This window comes from Corallococcus terminator (genome assembly GCF_049194865.1).
Taxonomy (GTDB): domain Bacteria; phylum Myxococcota; class Myxococcia; order Myxococcales; family Myxococcaceae; genus Myxococcus; species Myxococcus terminator_A.
In genome coordinates, this window is record NZ_JBLZWL010000071.1 from 345,114 (window position 1) to 361,466 (window position 16,353).

Annotated in this window: 13 protein-coding genes; 8 read left to right on the forward strand and 5 right to left on the reverse strand. The window is 69.5% G+C overall.

The annotated features are described in order from the left end of the window. Positions 1–18: 18 nt before the first annotated feature. Positions 19–1,008 carry a dioxygenase family protein gene (locus ACN469_RS23315; RefSeq protein ID WP_498770938.1) on the reverse strand — a complete coding sequence of 330 codons (990 nt, stop codon included), beginning with the start codon at positions 1,006–1,008 and terminating at the stop codon, positions 19–21. Between the two features lie 132 nt (positions 1,009–1,140). Between ACN469_RS23315 and ACN469_RS23320 the strand changes: the two genes are divergently transcribed. The 5 genes from ACN469_RS23320 to mltA all read left to right on the forward strand — a co-directional run bounded on the left by ACN469_RS23320 (position 1,141) and on the right by mltA (position 10,142). Continuing rightward, a complete protein-coding gene (locus ACN469_RS23320; protein ID WP_498770939.1) occupies positions 1,141–1,962 on the forward strand; it encodes an SDR family oxidoreductase in 822 nt (273 codons plus the stop codon). A gap of 398 nt (positions 1,963–2,360) precedes the next feature. Continuing rightward, positions 2,361–6,098, forward strand: a complete 3,738-nt coding sequence (locus tag ACN469_RS23325; RefSeq protein WP_498770940.1) for an ATP-binding protein — start codon at positions 2,361–2,363, stop codon at positions 6,096–6,098. 131 nt (positions 6,099–6,229) lie between these two features. Beyond that, complete coding sequence (locus ACN469_RS23330; RefSeq protein ID WP_498770941.1) at positions 6,230–7,321, forward strand: isopenicillin N synthase family oxygenase; 1,092 nt, start codon at positions 6,230–6,232, stop codon at positions 7,319–7,321. Between the two features lie 206 nt (positions 7,322–7,527). Further along, entirely contained in the window at positions 7,528–8,886 is a 1,359-nt protein-coding gene (locus ACN469_RS23335) for an amidohydrolase family protein (protein WP_498770942.1), read from the forward strand. Between the two features lie 41 nt (positions 8,887–8,927). Further along, entirely contained in the window at positions 8,928–10,142 is a 1,215-nt protein-coding gene (gene mltA / locus ACN469_RS23340; protein WP_498770943.1) for a murein transglycosylase A, read from the forward strand. Between the two features lie 24 nt (positions 10,143–10,166). Here mltA and ACN469_RS23345 read toward each other — a convergent pair whose 3' ends face one another. Then, positions 10,167–11,495 (reverse strand): DsbA family protein, encoded by a 1,329-nt coding sequence (locus ACN469_RS23345; protein ID WP_498770944.1) that lies wholly within the window; start codon positions 11,493–11,495, stop codon positions 10,167–10,169. 221 nt (positions 11,496–11,716) lie between these two features. Between ACN469_RS23345 and ACN469_RS23350 the strand changes: the two genes are divergently transcribed. Together ACN469_RS23350 and ACN469_RS23355 are read left to right on the forward strand one after the other, a co-directional pair. Next, the gene (locus tag ACN469_RS23350; RefSeq protein ID WP_498770945.1) at positions 11,717–12,364 is read left to right on the forward strand and encodes a hypothetical protein; all 648 of its coding nucleotides are present in this window, start codon (positions 11,717–11,719) and stop codon (positions 12,362–12,364) included. A gap of 66 nt (positions 12,365–12,430) precedes the next feature. Continuing rightward, positions 12,431–12,649 (forward strand): hypothetical protein, encoded by a 219-nt coding sequence (locus tag ACN469_RS23355; RefSeq protein ID WP_498770946.1) that lies wholly within the window; start codon positions 12,431–12,433, stop codon positions 12,647–12,649. Between the two features lie 11 nt (positions 12,650–12,660). On the opposite strand, the gene ACN469_RS23360 is transcribed toward ACN469_RS23355, so the two are convergent. Next, positions 12,661–13,263 (reverse strand): CDP-alcohol phosphatidyltransferase family protein, encoded by a 603-nt coding sequence (locus ACN469_RS23360; protein ID WP_498770947.1) that lies wholly within the window; start codon positions 13,261–13,263, stop codon positions 12,661–12,663. 346 nt (positions 13,264–13,609) lie between these two features. Between ACN469_RS23360 and ACN469_RS23365 the strand changes: the two genes are divergently transcribed. Beyond that, positions 13,610–14,461 carry a DUF4846 domain-containing protein gene (locus ACN469_RS23365; protein ID WP_498770959.1) on the forward strand — a complete coding sequence of 284 codons (852 nt, stop codon included), beginning with the start codon at positions 13,610–13,612 and terminating at the stop codon, positions 14,459–14,461. Between the two features lie 103 nt (positions 14,462–14,564). On the opposite strand, the gene ACN469_RS23370 is transcribed toward ACN469_RS23365, so the two are convergent. Next, positions 14,565–15,554 carry a fatty acid desaturase family protein gene (locus ACN469_RS23370; RefSeq protein WP_498770948.1) on the reverse strand — a complete coding sequence of 330 codons (990 nt, stop codon included), beginning with the start codon at positions 15,552–15,554 and terminating at the stop codon, positions 14,565–14,567. A 411-nt stretch (positions 15,555–15,965) separates the two neighbouring features. Next, on the reverse strand, positions 15,966–16,353 hold a 388-nt coding region (locus ACN469_RS23375), incomplete at its 5' end, for a cytochrome P450 (protein WP_498770949.1).

Sequence of the window (16,353 nt, forward strand, 5' to 3'; positions counted from 1 at the left end):
GCGCTCGGAGAGGCGGGCTTACGGCATGGGGGGCATGCCGCCGTCCCAACCCGGCGGAGGGCCACCCGGGCCGCCCGGGCCGCCATCGCCGCCCGGGGGAGGACCGCCCGGGCCACCACCGCCTCCGCCGCCGCCCGGAATCTGGCACTGCGCGGTGTCGAGCGAGGAGCGGATGATGAGCGTCTTCCACGCGAGCATGGCGCCGTCCTCCTGACGTGAGGTCTGGAAGAGGTAGTTGCCCACGGACTCGGCGGAGACGACGTTGTCGTTGGCGTTCGTCGTGTCTCGCGGTCCGCGCGTGTTGTAGAGCGGCTGGTGGTTGATGACGTCGTCGTTGAGCGTGTCGTCGAAGAAGAGCTGTGACGTCACGTACTCCGCGTCGCCCACGCGAATGGTGAAGTGGATGTGGACGGTGCGGCTGCTGTACCAGCCAGGGAAGCAGGTATCGAAGTCCGCGCGGCCGTCGGCGTCCGTTTGCTGCACCCCCCGGAACCACCGGGCCGACGTGGCCGACGGGTCATCCCCGGTGCAGAAGGTGCTCGCGTCCTCACCTGAGTAGAGGCCCTCGGGCGCGGCGTGCCAGATGTCGACGGAGGCGCCCTGGATGGGCTCGCACGCCTCGTTCAGCACGCGGAAGGCGAGCCGCACGGGCAGGCCGTCATGGCCCTCGCTGATGTCCTTGCGGACCAGGGTCTCCGCGTAGCAGGGGCCCAGGGTGGCGGCGCAGGTGAGGGCGCAGGTGGTGCCGATGTCGCTGGTGAAGGGGTTGGCGTAGTTGCCCGCCATCACCGCCGTGCCGCCGGTGGCCCAGGCGGTGGCGGCGGTGCCGGAGTCGGGGGTGGTTCCCGAGTCGGAGTCGTCTCCGGTATGCGGGGTGCCCAAGTCATCCGAGCCGCAGGCGAGCACCTGCACCAGCGGTATCGCCGCCAGCGTCAGGCCCATGCCGCGCAGCACCCTCCGGCGGGACATCACCGAGGTGAGGGTGTCCTTCCTATCGTGGTCGCTCATCGCGAGTCCTCTCCTGGGCCGGTGCGAGTTGGGAGGGTCCGGTCCATGTCGCCCGTGTTCTTGGGGCCGAGAATCGCTATACCCAGGGAGTTCTTAAGCAGACCTTACGTGCCACCCAGGGAGACCGGCCGCATGACGACACTCAAGGGGAAGACGCTTTTCATCACCGGGGCCAGCCGAGGAATCGGCAAGGCGATTGCCCTCCGAGCGGCGCGCGACGGCGCCAACATCGTCGTCGCCGCGAAGACGACGGAGCCGCACCCCAAGCTGCCGGGCACCATCTACACGGCGGCGGAGGAAATCGAGAAGGCGGGCGGACGGGCGCTCCCCTTCGCGGTGGACATCCGCGACGAGAAGCAGATTGCCGCGGCGGTGGAGGCGACGGTGGCGAAGTTTGGCGGCATCGACATCCTCATCAACAACGCGAGCGCCATCAGCCTCACCGGCACGGAAGACACGCCGATGAAGCGCTATGACCTGATGCACGGCATCAACACGCGAGGGACGTTCGCCTGCTCGCAGGCGTGCATTCCGCATCTCAAGCGCTCAAGCAATCCGCACATCCTCAACAACTCGCCGCCGCTGAACATGGAGGCGCGCTGGTTCTCGCCGCACGTCGCGTACACGATGGCGAAGTACGGCATGAGCATGTGCGTGCTGGGGATGGCGGACGAGCTGCGCTCGGATGGAATCGCGGTGAACGCGCTGTGGCCGCGCACGGTCATCGCGACGGCGGCGGTGCAGAACCTGCTGGGCGGTGAGGAGACGATTCGCGGCAGCCGCAGCCCGGAGATCATGGCCGACGCGGCGTATGCCATCCTCACCAAGCCGAGCAAGAGCTTCACCGGCAACTTCTGCATCGACGAGGACGTCCTGCGCGCCGACGGCGTGACGAACTTCGACAAGTATCAGTCCGTGCCCGGCGCGGAGCTGTTCCCCGACTACTTCATCTGAGTGCGGGGTTGGTACGGCCCATGCTTCCGGTTCGGCAGCATGGGTCGTGCGTCGAATTCTCCGGCAAGGACTTGCGACAGGCGCCGCGCACCTTCTGAGTGTCTTTGAAGAAGGTGCGCTCGACCTCGCGGCAACCCTCCGGAAATTCCGGATAGTTCAAGCCGAGGTCACCAGGCACATGCTCTTTAGGTCCAGCCCGCCTGCCCTGGGGCGGGCCGGACTGCCGGTAAAATGTTCGGGAGCGGAGAGGCCCTGCCGAGGTGATTGCGTGCTTGTGGACGCGACACTAGAAGCCCAGGTCACTTCCATTCTTCCAACGAGCACTGATGTCCGCGTCGGACCTTCTCACACCGCGAAACAGGGGTTTCCAGGAGGGCCACCTCGGCGTAGACGGCGAGATGGCGGAGCTGGTCCGTTCCAAGGACTGGTCCTCGACGCCGCTCGGTCCTCTGTCCGGCTGGCCCACCAGCCTGAAGACCATGGTGGGCGTCGTCCTGGGCAACCGCTTCCCCATGCTCCTGTGGTGGGGACCCCAGATGCTTCAGATCTACAACGACGGCTATCGGCCCGTGCTCGGCCTGAAACACCCGGGCTCGCTCGGCGCTCCCGCCTCGGTCGTCTGGGCCGAAATCTGGGACGTCATCGGCCCCATGTCCCAAGGCGTGCTGAACGGCGGACCCGCGACGTGGAGCGAGCACCTTCCGCTGTTCATCAACAGCCGAGGCTTCGTCGAGGAGACCTTCCACACCTTCTCCTATAGCCCCGTGTACGACGAGGCGGACAAGGTCGGCGGCGTCCTGGTGACGGTGCAGGAGACCACCACCCAGGTGCAGGACCACCGCCAGCTCAAGATGCTGGGAGAGCTGGCCACCAGCTCCGCCGCCGCGAAGACCGCCGAGGAGGCCTGCCAGACGGCCGCCAGCATCTTCTCCGGCTACGACGAGGACCTGCCCTTCACGCTGCTCTACCTGCTCTCCAACGACGCCACCGAGGTCCGTTGCGTCGGCTCCAGCGGCATGGCTGGCTACTCGGGCCCCGCGAAGCCCGAGCGCGCCCCCTACCCCCAGTCCCCGGATGCGCCCGACGCCTGGCCCTTCACCGAAGCGGCGCGCATCGGCAAGGAGGTCCTCGTCGAGGACCTGGCCTCGCGCTTCGGAGACCTGCCCGGGGGCCGCTGGGGCACGGCGCCGACTCGCGCGGTGGTGCTGCCGCTGGCGCGCTCGGGACAGGCCCACCCGTATGGGTTTCTCGTGGCCGGCGTCAGCCCGCGCCGCATGCTGGATGACCGCTACCTGGGCCTCTTCCGCCTCACCGCGGACCCGGTGGTGACGGCCATCGCCAATGCCCGCGCCTACGACGAGGAGCGCCAGCGCGCCGAGGCCCTCGCGGCCATCGACCGCTCGAAGACGGCCTTCTTCAACAACGTCAGCCACGAGTTCCGCACACCCCTGACGCTGATGCTCGGCCCCACCGAGGACGCGCTGGCCTCGCCCGCGCGCGCCCTCTCCGGCGAGCCGCTGGAGACCGTGCATCGCAACTCGCTGCGGCTCTTGAAGCTGGTCAACTCGCTGCTCGACTTCTCCCGCCTGGAGGCGGGGCGCATCCAGGCCCGCTACGAGCCGGTGGACCTGTCCGCCCTCACCGCGGGCCTGGCGAGCGCCTTCCGCTCCGCGATGGAGCGCGCGGGCCTGCGCTTCGAGGTCGACTGCGCGCCGCTGCCCGAGGCCATCTACGTCGACCAGGACATGTGGGAGAAGATTGTCCTCAACCTCCTCTCCAACGCGCTGAAGTTCACCTTCGAGGGGACCATCCGCATCTCCCAGCGGTGGGTGGGGGGACAGGTGGAGCTCCAGGTCTCCGACACGGGCATCGGCATCCCCGAGAAGGAGCTGCCCCGCGTCTTCGAGCGCTTCCATCGCGTCCAGGGAGCGCGTGCCCGGACGCACGAGGGCTCTGGCATCGGTCTGGCCCTCGTGCACGAGCTGGTCCGCCTCCATGGCGGCACGCTCGGCGCGACGAGCACGGAAGGAAGAGGCACCACGTTCACCCTGCGCGTCCCCTCCGGCGCGGACCATCTGCCGAAGGAGCACGTGGGGGCTCGCGACTCGGCGGCTGTCACGGCGATGGGCGCCGCGCCCTACGTGAACGAGGCGCTGCGGTGGCTGCCGGGCGGGCTGGAGGTGGAGTCGCTGGAGCTGGGCGCCGAGGTGCCCCAGGTGGAGAACGTCGCCAAGGGCGCGCGCATCCTCCTGGCGGACGACAACGCCGACATGCGCGCGTACCTGACGTCGCTGCTGTCGCGGACCTGGGAGGTGGAGGCGGTGGCGGACGGCCTCGCGGCCCTGGAGTCCGCGCGAGCCCGGCCTCCCGACCTGGTGCTGACGGATGTGATGATGCCGGGGCTGGATGGCTTTGGTCTGCTGCGCGAGCTGCGCGCCGACGAGCGCACGCGCCGGGTCCCCGTCACCGTCCTCTCCGCGCGAGCCGGCGAGGAGGCGCGCATCGAGGGTCTGCGCGCAGGTGTCGACGACTACCTGGTGAAGCCCTTCTCCGCGCGGGAGCTGGTGGCGCGGGTGGAGACGCAGCTCACCAAGGCACGATTGCAGTCCATCCAGGAGGCCCATGGTCGGCTCCTGACGCGCGTCTTCACGTACGCCCCGGTGGGCATCTGCATCTTGCGCGGGCCCGAGCACGTCTTCGAGTTCGCCAACGCGAACTACCTGCGGCTCGTCGCCAACCGCCCCGTCGTCGGCCAGCCCATCGCGCGGGCGCTGCCGGAGTTGATGGGCCAGGGCATCTTCGAGCTCCTGGACAATGTCTTCACCACGGGCGAGCCGTACATCGGCCGCTCGGTGCGGTTGATGATTGTCTCCGGTGAGGGAGGCCCTCCGCGCGAGACCTTCTTCGACTTCGTCTACCAGCCGATGCTGGATGACGAGGGCCGGGTGGACTCCATCGTCGCCGTGGCCTTCGATGTGACGGACCTGTCCAACGCGCGCCGCGAGGCGGAGTCGGCCAGTCGCGCGAAGGACGAGTTCCTGGCGATGCTCGGCCACGAGCTGCGCAATCCGCTCGCGCCCATCCTCACCGCGCTCCAGTTGATGAGGCTGCGCGGTGGCGACGGCGCGGAGCGCGAGCGCACCGTCATCGAGCGACAGGTGCATCACCTGGTGCGACTGGTGGACGACCTGCTCGACGTGTCCCGCGTGACGCGCGGCAAGGTCGTCTTGCGCCGCGAGCGCGTGGAGCTGGCGGAGGTGGTGGCGAAGGCCATCGAGCAGGCCAGCCCGCTCCTGGAGCAGCGCGGACACCACCTGGTGGTGGAGCTGCCCAGACATGGCCTGTTGCTGGACGCGGACGCGACGCGCCTGGGGCAGGTGTTCTCCAACCTGCTCACGAACGCCGCGAAGTACACGGAGCCCGGGGGGAGCATCACCATCTCCGGCGCGCGCGAGGGTGACGAAATCGTCGCCTCGGTGAGCGACAACGGCAGCGGCATCACCCAGGAGATGCTGCCGCGCATCTTCGACCTGTTCTTCCAGGAGCGGCAGGAGCTGGACCGCTCGCAGGGCGGACTGGGGCTGGGGCTCGCGATTGCCCGGAGCCTGGCGACCCAGCACGGCGGCACCATCCAGGCCCACAGCGACGGCCGGGGCCAGGGCAGCACCTTCACCGTGCGCCTGCCCGCGGTGGAGACCCAGCTCTCCGTCGCGAGCGCGGTCCCCGAGAGCGTGGAGAAGGTTCAGGAGTCCGCGCCGGTGCCGCACCGGGTGTTGATTGTCGACGACAACCGCGACGCGGCCGACGTCCTGGCCGAGGCGCTGGAAATGTTGGGCTGCGAGACGCGCGTCACCTACGACGGCCCGAGCGCGCTCCAGGTGGCGCCGTCCTTCCGCCCGGAGCTGGCGCTGCTGGACATCGGCCTGCCGGTGATGGACGGCTATGAGCTGGCGCGCCACCTGCGCACCCAGCGGCCGGATGGAGGGCTCCAGCTCGTGGCGGTGACGGGGTATGGCCAGGAGTCGGACCGGCAGCGCTCGAAGGAGGCGGGCTTCGACGCGCACCTGGTGAAGCCCATCGACTTCGCCACGCTGGGCTCGCTGCTCAAGCGCCTGGGCTCGGCCCAGTCGAACTGACTCACCCCGCCGGGCGCGCGGCGGGCCCCGGCGTCGGCTATGCTGGGGGCCTCCGCATGGCCCTGGAGGGGCACGGCGCGCGCCGCCTCCCCTCCCACGCGGCTTGAGGGAGCAGAGACGAGGCGTTCGGGATGAGCAGCGATGTGGCAGGAGCGAAGGACGGAGTGGTGGTGCTCGATTACGCGAAGCTGGTGGACGGCGTCGACCTGTCCGCCGACATCGAGCGCGCGTATGGGTATGACGGCATTGGCCTGCTCATCGTCCGGGGCATCCCCGGGCTGGTGGAGCTGCGCCAGGGCTTGTTGCCGCTGGGCTTCCGGTTCGCCGCGCTGCCCAACGAAGTGAAGGACCGCTACGTCCACGAGCGCAGCAGCTATTCCTTCGGCTGGAGCCACGGCAAGGAAGTGCTCAAGCCCGGCCAGTTCGACGAGTTCAAGGGCTCCTACTACAACAATCCCCAGTACGACTCGCCCCAGGTGGACGCGGCGCTGGTGGAGAAGTACCCGGAGAACTACCTCCCCAACGTGTGGCCAGACCCGGACTTCCCCACGCTGCGCCCGGCCTTCCAGGCCCTGGGGCGGAAGATGGTGGACGTGGGTCTGCTCGTGGCGGCGCAGTGCGACCGGTACGTGACGGCGCGGCTGGGCGACAGGCTCTCACCGGATGCGCAGCTGGAGCGGACCATCCGCGAGTCGCGCGCGTGCAAGGCGCGGCTGCTCTACTACTTCGCCATCAACGAGGACGCGACGCCGCGCACGCGCGACTCCTGGTGCGGCTGGCACAGCGACCACGGCTCGCTGACGGGGCTGTGCCCGGCCATGTACTTCGACGCGGAGCCCGGAGCCTCGGAGCCGACGCGGCAGGACCTCGCGGTGCCAGACCCGGAGGCGGGGCTCTACGTGCGCACGCGCGGCGGCGAGGAGCGCAAGGTGGTCATCCCCAAGGACTGCCTCGCGTTCCAGATTGGTGAGAGCGCGCAAATCGTCACGGGCGGGCTGCTGCGCTCGACGCCGCACGCGGTGCAGGCGCTGGCGCACCCGGCGAGTCGCAACATCTCCCGCTCGACGTTCGCCGTCTTCATGCAGCCCGACAACGAGGAGCGCCTGCGTCCGCCCGAGGGCACGGACCCGGCGGAGCTGCGCGTGGGCGCCTTCCAGCCGGGCATGACGTTCGGCGACTTCGCCCGCGCCACCTTCGCGAAGTTCTACAACCCCTACGCGTGAGGCGCGGCGCGCGGGGTGTCTCCTCAAAAGCAGACACCTCGCGCGGCTGGGAGAAGTAGCCGCGCCTCGGCGGTGGCCGTGGAGTCGCCGAGAGCCAGACGAACGCGGACCCGCCCCTCGGTACCAGGGTGTGAAGGGCCGGTGCTTGCCTTTACAGTCCGGGAAGGCGAGCGTGTGGCTCCCCTGTCACTCCGGAGCGAAGCGCGATGCCCCTCGGTTCCTGGCGTTCGTTGTGCCTGGTCGTGAGTGCCCTGCTGTCCTGGGGGCTGGCCGCTCCCGCGAGGGCACAGGCGCCCGGGCCGGCGAAGGTCGCCGTGCGCGCCGCGAGGCTGTTCGATGGCAAGAACGCCAAGCCCCTGTCGAACGCCGTGGTGCTGCTGGAGGGCAATCGCATCCAGGCGGTGGGCTCCAACCTGGCCATTCCCGAGGGTGCGCGGGTGTTGGACCTGGGAGACGTCACCCTGCTGCCGGGACTCATCGACGCCCATTCGCACCTGCTCCTGAACGTCGAGCTGGGGAACGGCGGGGAGGGGTCGAGCCTGGAGTTGCAGGTGGCGCGGCTGAGCACGGCCGAGCGCGCCTTGCTGGGCGCGAAGCTGGGGCGCGAGCTGCTGGAGGCGGGCATCACCACGGTGCGGGACGTGGGCAACTCCGGAGTGAATGGGGATGTGGCGCTGCGCAATGCCATCCAGAAAGGCTGGGTGGAGGGGCCGCGCATCTCCGCGTGCACCCGCGCGCTCGCGGCGCACGGAGGTCAGTTCGGGGTGATTCAACAGCCGGTCCAGGGGCTCATCGACCAGGAGTACGTGACGGTGACGGGCGCGGACGAGGCGCGGCGTGCCGTGCGTCAGGCCGTGTATGACGGCGCGGACTGCATCAAGGTCATCGTCGACAACGGCCACAACCTCCTCTCCGTGGAGGAGCTGAAGGTCATCGTCGAGGAGGCGCACCGCGTGAAGCGACCGGTGGCCGCGCACACGACGAAGGACGAGAGCATCCGCGCGGCGGTGGAGGCCGGCGTGGACTCCATCGAGCATGGGTATTCGCTGCCGGATGACGTGCTGACGCAGATGGTGCGCAAGCGCACCTTCCTGGTGCCCACCGAGGGACCGCTGGAGAGCTGTGACGAGTTTCCCCCGGACGCGGGTGACGCGGAGGCTCGGCGCGCCATGGCGGAGCGCTGCCGGAAGCTCGTGGCGAAGGGATATGAGCGGACCCGTCGAGCGGTGGCGGCGGGCGTGAGACTGGCGGCGGGCTCGGACATGTATCTCGCGGTGCCGGGGCTGACGCGTGGCGAGGCCACGGTGCGCGCGCTCAGTGCCTATGGTGAAGCAGGAGTCCCTCCCGTGGACGTGCTGCGCGCGATGACCGCGAACGCGGCGGAGCTGCTGCGCATGCAGGACCGGGTGGGCACGCTGGAGGCGGGCAAGCTCGCGGACCTGGTCGCGGTGAAGGGCGATCCGCTGAAGGACCTCAAGGCCCTGCGTCAGGTGCGCTTCGTGATGAAGGACGGCCAGGTGGTGGTGGATGTGCCGCGGGCCCCGGTGGCGGCGCCGCCGCGCTGAAGCTGTCACGAGGGCCAGGGCTGGAGTAGGTACCAGGGGCCATGCCTTCCTGGTCCGCTCGACGCGTCTGCCTCACGTTGCTCCTCCTCGTCTGCGCCTCCTGCGCGCGAGTGCCGCGTCCCGCGGTCACCCGTCCCCAGGAAGCGCTGGTGGAGCTCTCCAACACGGTGCAGCTCGTGGACGACGGCGAGTCCGCGTCGCTGCGAGTCGCGTTGGACCAGAGCCTCATCTGGCTGCGCACGCGGCCGGTGGACCACCGCTTCGTCTACGGCCCGCGCGAGGTGACGGCCGGGGCGCTGGTGTCCGCCCTGGAGCGGCTGCGCGCGCGCCTCACCGACGGCATGTCGTCCCTGGACGTGTCGAAGGCGGTGATGGAGGACTTCGAGTTGATGGAGTCCGCCGGAGGCGAGGACGGCACGGTGCTCTTCACGGGCTACTACGAGCCCGTGCTCGAAGGGAGCCTGACGCGGACCGACGAGTACCGCGTCCCCGTGCTGTCCGCGCCGGAGGACCTCATCGAGGTTCCGCTGGAGCCCTTCGCGGAGCGCTTCGCCTCGGAGCGCGTCTTCGGTCGACTGGAGGGCAAGAAGCTTGTTCCCTACTGGAACCGCGCGGAGATTCGCGGAGGCAAGCTGAGCCCGCGCAAGCTGGAGCTGGCGTGGGTGAAGGACCCGGTGTCGCTCTTCTTCATGGAGGTGCAGGGGAGCGGCACGCTGCGGCTGAATGACGGCGGCGAGCGTCGCGTGGGCTACGCCGCGTCGAACGGCCGGCCCTACCGGAGCATCGGCGCGCTGCTCATCCAGGAGGGCGTCATCCCCCGCGAGCAGATGTCCATGCAGGCGCTGCGCGCGTGGCTGGCGGCGAACCCCACCGAGCGGGACAGGGTGCTGGACTACAACGAGTCGTATGTCTTCTTCCGCTTCCTGCCCGGCGCGGCGGTGGGCTCGCTGGGGCGCGAGGTGACGGCGGGGCGCTCCATCGCCACGGACGCGCGCCTGTTCCCCAAGGGTGGCCTGGCCTTCATCCACACGGACCACCCGGTGAAGATGGCGGATGGCTCCGTGCAGTGGAGGCCGCTGTCGCGCTTCGTGTTCAACCAGGACACGGGTGGGGCCATCAAGGGCGCGGGGCGCGTGGATGTCTTCTGGGGCCGAGGCCCCGAGGCGGAGCTGGCCGCCGGCATGATGAAGCAGAAGGGGCGGCTGCTCTTCCTCGTCCCCAAGCCCCGCGCCCCGGTGGCCGAAGCCGCCCGGTGACGCGAGGCGCTTTGGACGCGTGGCTCAGCGCTGGGCCACGCCCGCCTTCTTCAGCTCCTCGTCGATGATGCGACGGAAGTGGTCCACGGGCATCGCGCCGACGACGGGGCGCCCGTTGACGAAGAACGTGGGAGTTCCCCCCGCGCCCACGCGCGTGCCCTCCTTCGAGTCCTCGTCGATGCGCGCGTCGAACTTCCCGGAGTCGAGCGCCTGCTTGAAGCGCGTCACATCCAGGCCGACCTGCTTCGCGTAGCCCTCCATCGCCTCCCGGTCGAGCTGCCGCTGGTTGGCGAAGAGCAGGTCATGAAACTCCCAGAACTTCCCCTGCTCGTGCGCCGCGAGTGACGCGGCGGCGGCCAGCTTCGCGTGGGGATGGTTGGGCAGCGGCTGGTGCTTGAAGGCCACGCGCAGCTTGCCCTCGTACTCCTTCTCCAGCGTCTTCAGCGTGGGCACCGCGCGAGAGCAGAAGGGGCACTCGAAGTCGGACCACGCGATGATGGTGACGGGCGCGTTGGCCGCGCCGCGCGAGGGGGCCGTGCCCACCTCCACCTGCTGCCGGGGCAGCTCCGCCGGAGCGGGAGGCGCGGGCGGACTGTCCACGCCGCGCTCGATGGTGCGCGCGTAGACCTCCGCCTTCGGCACGCCGCCCTTCACCAGCGACTCCGCCTTGTTCAGCTCCTCGTCCACCACCTTGGTGAAGACCTCCAGCGGCTGGGCGCCGTTGATGAAGCGGCCGTTGACGAAGAAGCCCGGCGTCCCGTTGGCGCCGAGCTGCCTCGCCAGCGCGTCATCCTTGCGGATGCGGTCCGCCAGCTTCGGGGCCGTGAGGTCCTTCTTCCAGCGCGCGATGTCCAGTCCCAGCTCCTTCGCGTAGCGCTCCAGGTCCGCGTCGGACTGGGCCCTCGGGTTGGCGAAGAGGACGTCGTGGTACTCCCAGAACTTGCCTTGCTCTCCGGCCGCCAGGGCCGCGAGCGCGGCGGGCCTGGCGCGCGGGTGCATGTCGTCCAGCGGGTGGTGCTTCATCACCACGCGCAGCTTGTCGCCATACTGCTGCTGGAGCTGCTTCACCGTGGCGTGGCCGCGAGCGCAGAAGGGGCACTCGTAGTCGGAGAACTCCACCAGCGTGACGAGCGCTGTCTCCTCACCGTGGATGAGGGAGCCATCCACCGGCACCTTGTAGACGACGGGAGAGATGGGCGGGCGCTGGCGCGCGGGGGGCTGGGCCGCGGCGGTGGGGGCGGGCGCGCCCTTGGCGATGGCGGCGGTGGGGGCGGGCGCGGACGTGGTGCGGCCTCCCACGAACCCCAACACGAGCCCCACCACGAGGCTCACCCAGACGGATGGCTTGCTCACGACACGACTCCTGGAAAGATGACTGCTCGGAGTGCGGCCAGGGCGCCGAAAGTTTCAGCGTGATTTTCGGAAGGCCCCAGAAGGCGAGCCGTCCAGCGCTGCCCTGCTGGCCTGCTCCCAGGGCGCTTGCCTGCCGCCGTGCCGGTTGTCCATGAGCGGGCAGGCCCCACCTTTGTGGAGACGAAGGGAGGCCGTGACGCATGCGAGGGAAGGTTGCCTGGATGGCGGTCGTGGTCGCGAGCCTGTCGCTGATGCTGTGCGCGCAGGGCTGTACGGCGAAGGCCCAGTCGGAGCAGGAGGCGCCGAAAGCGGCGAAGGTGCCCGCCCAGACGGCGACACCTGCCGAGGTGTCCGAGCTGTGGAACAGCGTGTCGGGGCTGCGTGCGGAGGTGCGCCAGCTCAAGCAAGAGGTCGCGAAGCTGCGTGCGCAGGTGAACGAACAGGCCCAGCGGGGCACGGGCGGCGCGGGGACGGGCACCCAGGCTCAGGAGCCGAACGGCTCGGAGGCCGATGCCCAGGCGCGCGGCACGGGAGGCCCGGGCGCGGCGGGAACGGCGCCACGGCAGGTGGAGAACGCCGTGCCGCCCGCTGGCACCAACGTGCCCGCGCCGACGGGGACGGCGGTGGTGCTGGCCACCTTCACGGGGACGGTGCGCTCGGTGGCGCCTCCCGACATCGTCCTCGCGCAGGACAGCGGGGAGCCGTTGACGCTGGAGGTGAGCCCACGCACCCGGGTGCTGCGGGACGGCAAGAGCATTGGTGTGCGGGATTTGGACCCGGGAGATCGCGTCAACGCGGTCGTGGACATGGTGGGTGAACACGAGACGGTGGAAATCTCGGTGCTCCGGAAGGAGGACCCGAACAAGTGAGGCGTGGGAGCGGCGCGTCAGTCGCTCCCATTCAGGTTCGTCGTCGCTCGAAGGGAGGTTCCCGTCATGACGGCCTTTGACCGATACCGCGCGTTGCTGCGCAAGTTCGAGAATGTGCGTGCGCGGCATCCAGAAGGTGGCTCACCCGAAGAGGATGCCTTGCTGGACGACCTGGATGATGTCTGGTCGGAGATGAGTGAGGGCGAGCGCGCCGCCGCATCCCCTGAGCGAGACAGGGCCCTGGGGCCCTCGGAGTCGCAGGACTCCGCGCCGCCGCCGGGCTGAAGTTCTTCTGATTACTTGCGGGCCGTGGGGACAGGTGTGCCTCGCGGCCCGTGCTCGTCGGTGCGCCGCGAGCCAGGCTCGACACCCCGTGGCCCCTTTCGGGACCGCAGCACCGCGAGCGTGTAGTCCACCACCGACGCCAGCGACAGCACGGCGATGAGCACGACGAGCGGGCGCACGGCGACGGGAAACAGCAGCACGCACAGCAGCGTCACCAGTTGCAGCGTGGTGACCACCTTGCCGAGCATCCGCGCCTTGAGCTCCGCCCGCCGCAGCTTTGGCACCAGCCGGGTGACGATGAAGCCCACCGCGGTGCCGATGTCCCGCACCAACAGCAGCAGCACCTCCGGCAGCGCGATGAGGCCGTCCAGGTAGCAGACGAGGATGGCCGTCACCATGAAGGCGCGGTCGGCCACCGGGTCGATGAGCGCGCCCAGTCGCGTGGCCAGGCCCTTGTGTCGCGCAATCCAGCCGTCGAGGAAGTCGGTGAAGGCCGCCAACATGACGAGCGCCGCGCGCGCCCTCACGTCGGACTCGACGATGAAGGCCACCGCCATGGGCAGGCGGGACAGGGACAGGATGTTGAGCAGCACGAGGCTCGCCTGGCGGCGCATCTTCGTTCAAAGGTAGTGCTCGGCCGTCATCACGCACCTGCCGTGGGGGACGGGGTGTCGTCGAGTCGTCGGTCATCGCCGCGTCGGCAGGGCAGGCGACCATGGGCGCGCGCCTTTCCTGAAACAGACTCCACGAGGGAACCTTCGGGCGGCGACAATCCTCCCATCCGGAGCGTCGCTCCCACCTGCCTGGAGTCTCCCCGTCGTGATTGCGCCCGAGTGCCCGCCCCGCCCCCCGTCCTCCCCACCGCGCATCGGCGCCACCTGGCTTGGCCGGGCCTGCCTGATGGCGCTGCTGTGGCCGGGCGCCTCGGGTGCTGTCCCGCTGGAGACGCGCCTGCGGGGCATGGTGCTCGCGACGGCGGCCTCACGCGCTCCCGAGCAGGCGACGCCCGTGGAGCCTCGCGCCGCCACGCGCGAGGAGCTGGCACGCTACGCCTGGCTGTCGAAGGACGCCCAGGTCCGTCCACTGGACGCCGCCATCCCCGCGCCGGAGGGCTACACGCGGGTGGCACTGGAGGCGGGCTCGTTCGGCGCGTGGCTGCGCGGCCTTCCGCTGCGCGCGCAAGGCACGCCCGTGTTGCACTTCCGGGGCGGGGAGGTGTTGCCCGGAGACGATGCGCGGCTGGCGGCGGTGGCGGAGCTGGATATCGGCTCGGCCAACCTCCAGCAGTGCGCGGACTCCATCATCCGGCTGCATGCGGAGTGGCAGTGGACCAGCCAGCAGCGCGAGCACATCGCCTACCGCTTCACCAGTGGACACCTGGCGTCGTGGCCGAAGTACGCGGCGGGAGACCGGGCGCGAATCAATGGCTCCAAGGTGACGTGGGCGCGGAGCGCGTCGGCGGACACTTCACGCGCGGCGTTCCGTTCATATCTGGACCTGGTCTTCACCTACGCGGGCACGCTGTCACTGGAGAGCGCCAAGGGTCGTCCCGCGCGAGACGCGCTGCGTCCCGGGGACTTCTTCGTGCTGGGCGGAAGCCCGGGCCATACGGTGCTGGTGCTGGACCTGGCGGCCGACGCGGGAGGCCGCCGCGTGGCGCTCCTGGGGCAGGGCTTCATGCCCGCTCAGGACTTCCATGTCCTCTCCTCGGGAAACGACTCCGTGGGGCCCTGGTTCCCGCTCGATGCCGACGCGGTGACGACGCCCTTCTGGAAGCCCTTCCCGTGGACGTCGCTGCGTCGCTTCCCGTGAGGCGTGCCGTCGGTCCGTCGTTCTCCGCGGGGCCCCCACCCCGACAGTGACTGACAGGTACCGACGCCTCGCTCGCCAGGGCGATGCGCGCGTCGTCGCTTCCTTACGAGTGCAGCGGCATCCGCACGCCCTGCGACGGCGGCGGCGTGGTGGTGGTGGTGGGCAGCGTCTCTTCGCTGGTGGAGCCCGCGGGCTTGCGCGTGAGGTACTGCACCAGGCTGTTGTGCTTGCCCAGGTACGTGTCGAAGCGATTCACGCCGTCCTCGAGCAGGCCCGCCTTGTCCAGTTGCTCGTGCATGACGGGCAGGTTGTAGAAGGGCACGGACGGGAACGCGTGGTGCGTCAGGTGGTAGTTGCAGTTGAGCGGCGCCACGAAGAAGTTCTCCAGCAGCGTGCCCTTCACGTCGCGCGTCTCACGCGTCTCGTCGCCCTTGATTTCGACGTCCAGCGGGTGCTCGCCCAGCGCGCGCATCCGGAAGAAGGCCATCATCACCGTCGTCGTCGGCAGCACCCACAGGAGCAGCCAGTGCAGCCACGCGCCCGTCGTCACCAGCACGGTGATGAGCGCGGTGACGTAGAGGACGTAGCGCACGTGCTCGGCGGCGGACACCTTGGGCTTCGCGCCGCCCAGCAGCCGGCCCCAGTACGTCCAGGGCAGCACCACCTTGAGGTGGCTCGGCGCGTACAGGCCCAGCGCGTCGCCCAGGAACACCGCCGCCGCCTTCACCGGCGTGCGCGGGAAGTGCCAGGACGGGTCCTGCTGCATGGAGGCCCAGTACGGGTCCTTGTCCGTGTTCACGTGCCGGTGGTGCTCCATGTGCTGGTGGCGGTAGCCCGCCGTCGTCATGTTGAGCGGGAAGGCGCACAGGAAGTCCGCCACCACGTCGCCCACCTTCCGGTTGGACAGGAAGTGGTAGTGCGCGGCCTCGTGCATCAGCGCGAGCATCGCGTGCTGCCGCGTGGCGATGACCAGGGCGGCAATCGGCCACGCCCACCACCGGTCCACCCACACCACCGCGGCGAACGCGGCGACAATGACGAGCCACTGAGTGCCAAGCGCGCACAGCGCCCGCACATTGTTCACCCGGGACATCTCCCGGGTCATTTTTGCCAGGGCCTGCCTGTCGACGCGTCGCGCAAACTGCACATCCGCTTCGTCAACGACTTCGGCGTACATGAGGGGGCTCCTTCGTCTTTACGTGCAAGCGGGGTAATCCAGGACTCTTTCTCGCGAAAACAACCAGTATGGCAAGAAATTTCTCTCCGTAACGTACGCACGCCCGTTTCAAACAGCCAAGTGAAGTCGGCCGAAACCCCATGGGGGTCGACACTGACTCCGACTTTTGCCGGAAGCCGGGTGCGAGTGGACCGCCTGTGGGCGGGTCGGGTCCACTGAAGTCAGGCCCCAGACATGCGAAGGGCCCTGGAGACGATGAAGGTCTCCAGGGCCCGGCTCATGACATGGATGTGGGTGCGCTGGAAGCGCCGAATGCCGCGCGAGCGACTAAGGCGTGGAAGTGGACGGCGTCCACTCGACCTTCAGGTGGCGCATCTGGCGCAGGACGATGCTCTGCCAGGTGCCGTGGTCCTGGCCCTGCACCATGCGCGGGTCCTCCAGGGCGTCCAGGAGCACGTTGGTGGTGATTTGAGCCTGGAGCCGAGCCAGGGGCGCGCCCAGGCAGAAGTGCGTGCCACGGCCGTACGTGAGGTGCTGGGGCGGCTTCTCGCGGTCCACGTCGAGCTTGTTGGAGTGCGGGCAGAGCGACTCGTCCCGGCTTCCGGCGGCGTACAGCATGAGGAGCCGTGAGCCCGCGGGGAGCTTCATGCCGCCCACCTCCACGTCCTCCAGGGCGGTGCGAATCATCGCGTGCTGGACGGAGTCGAAGCGGCAG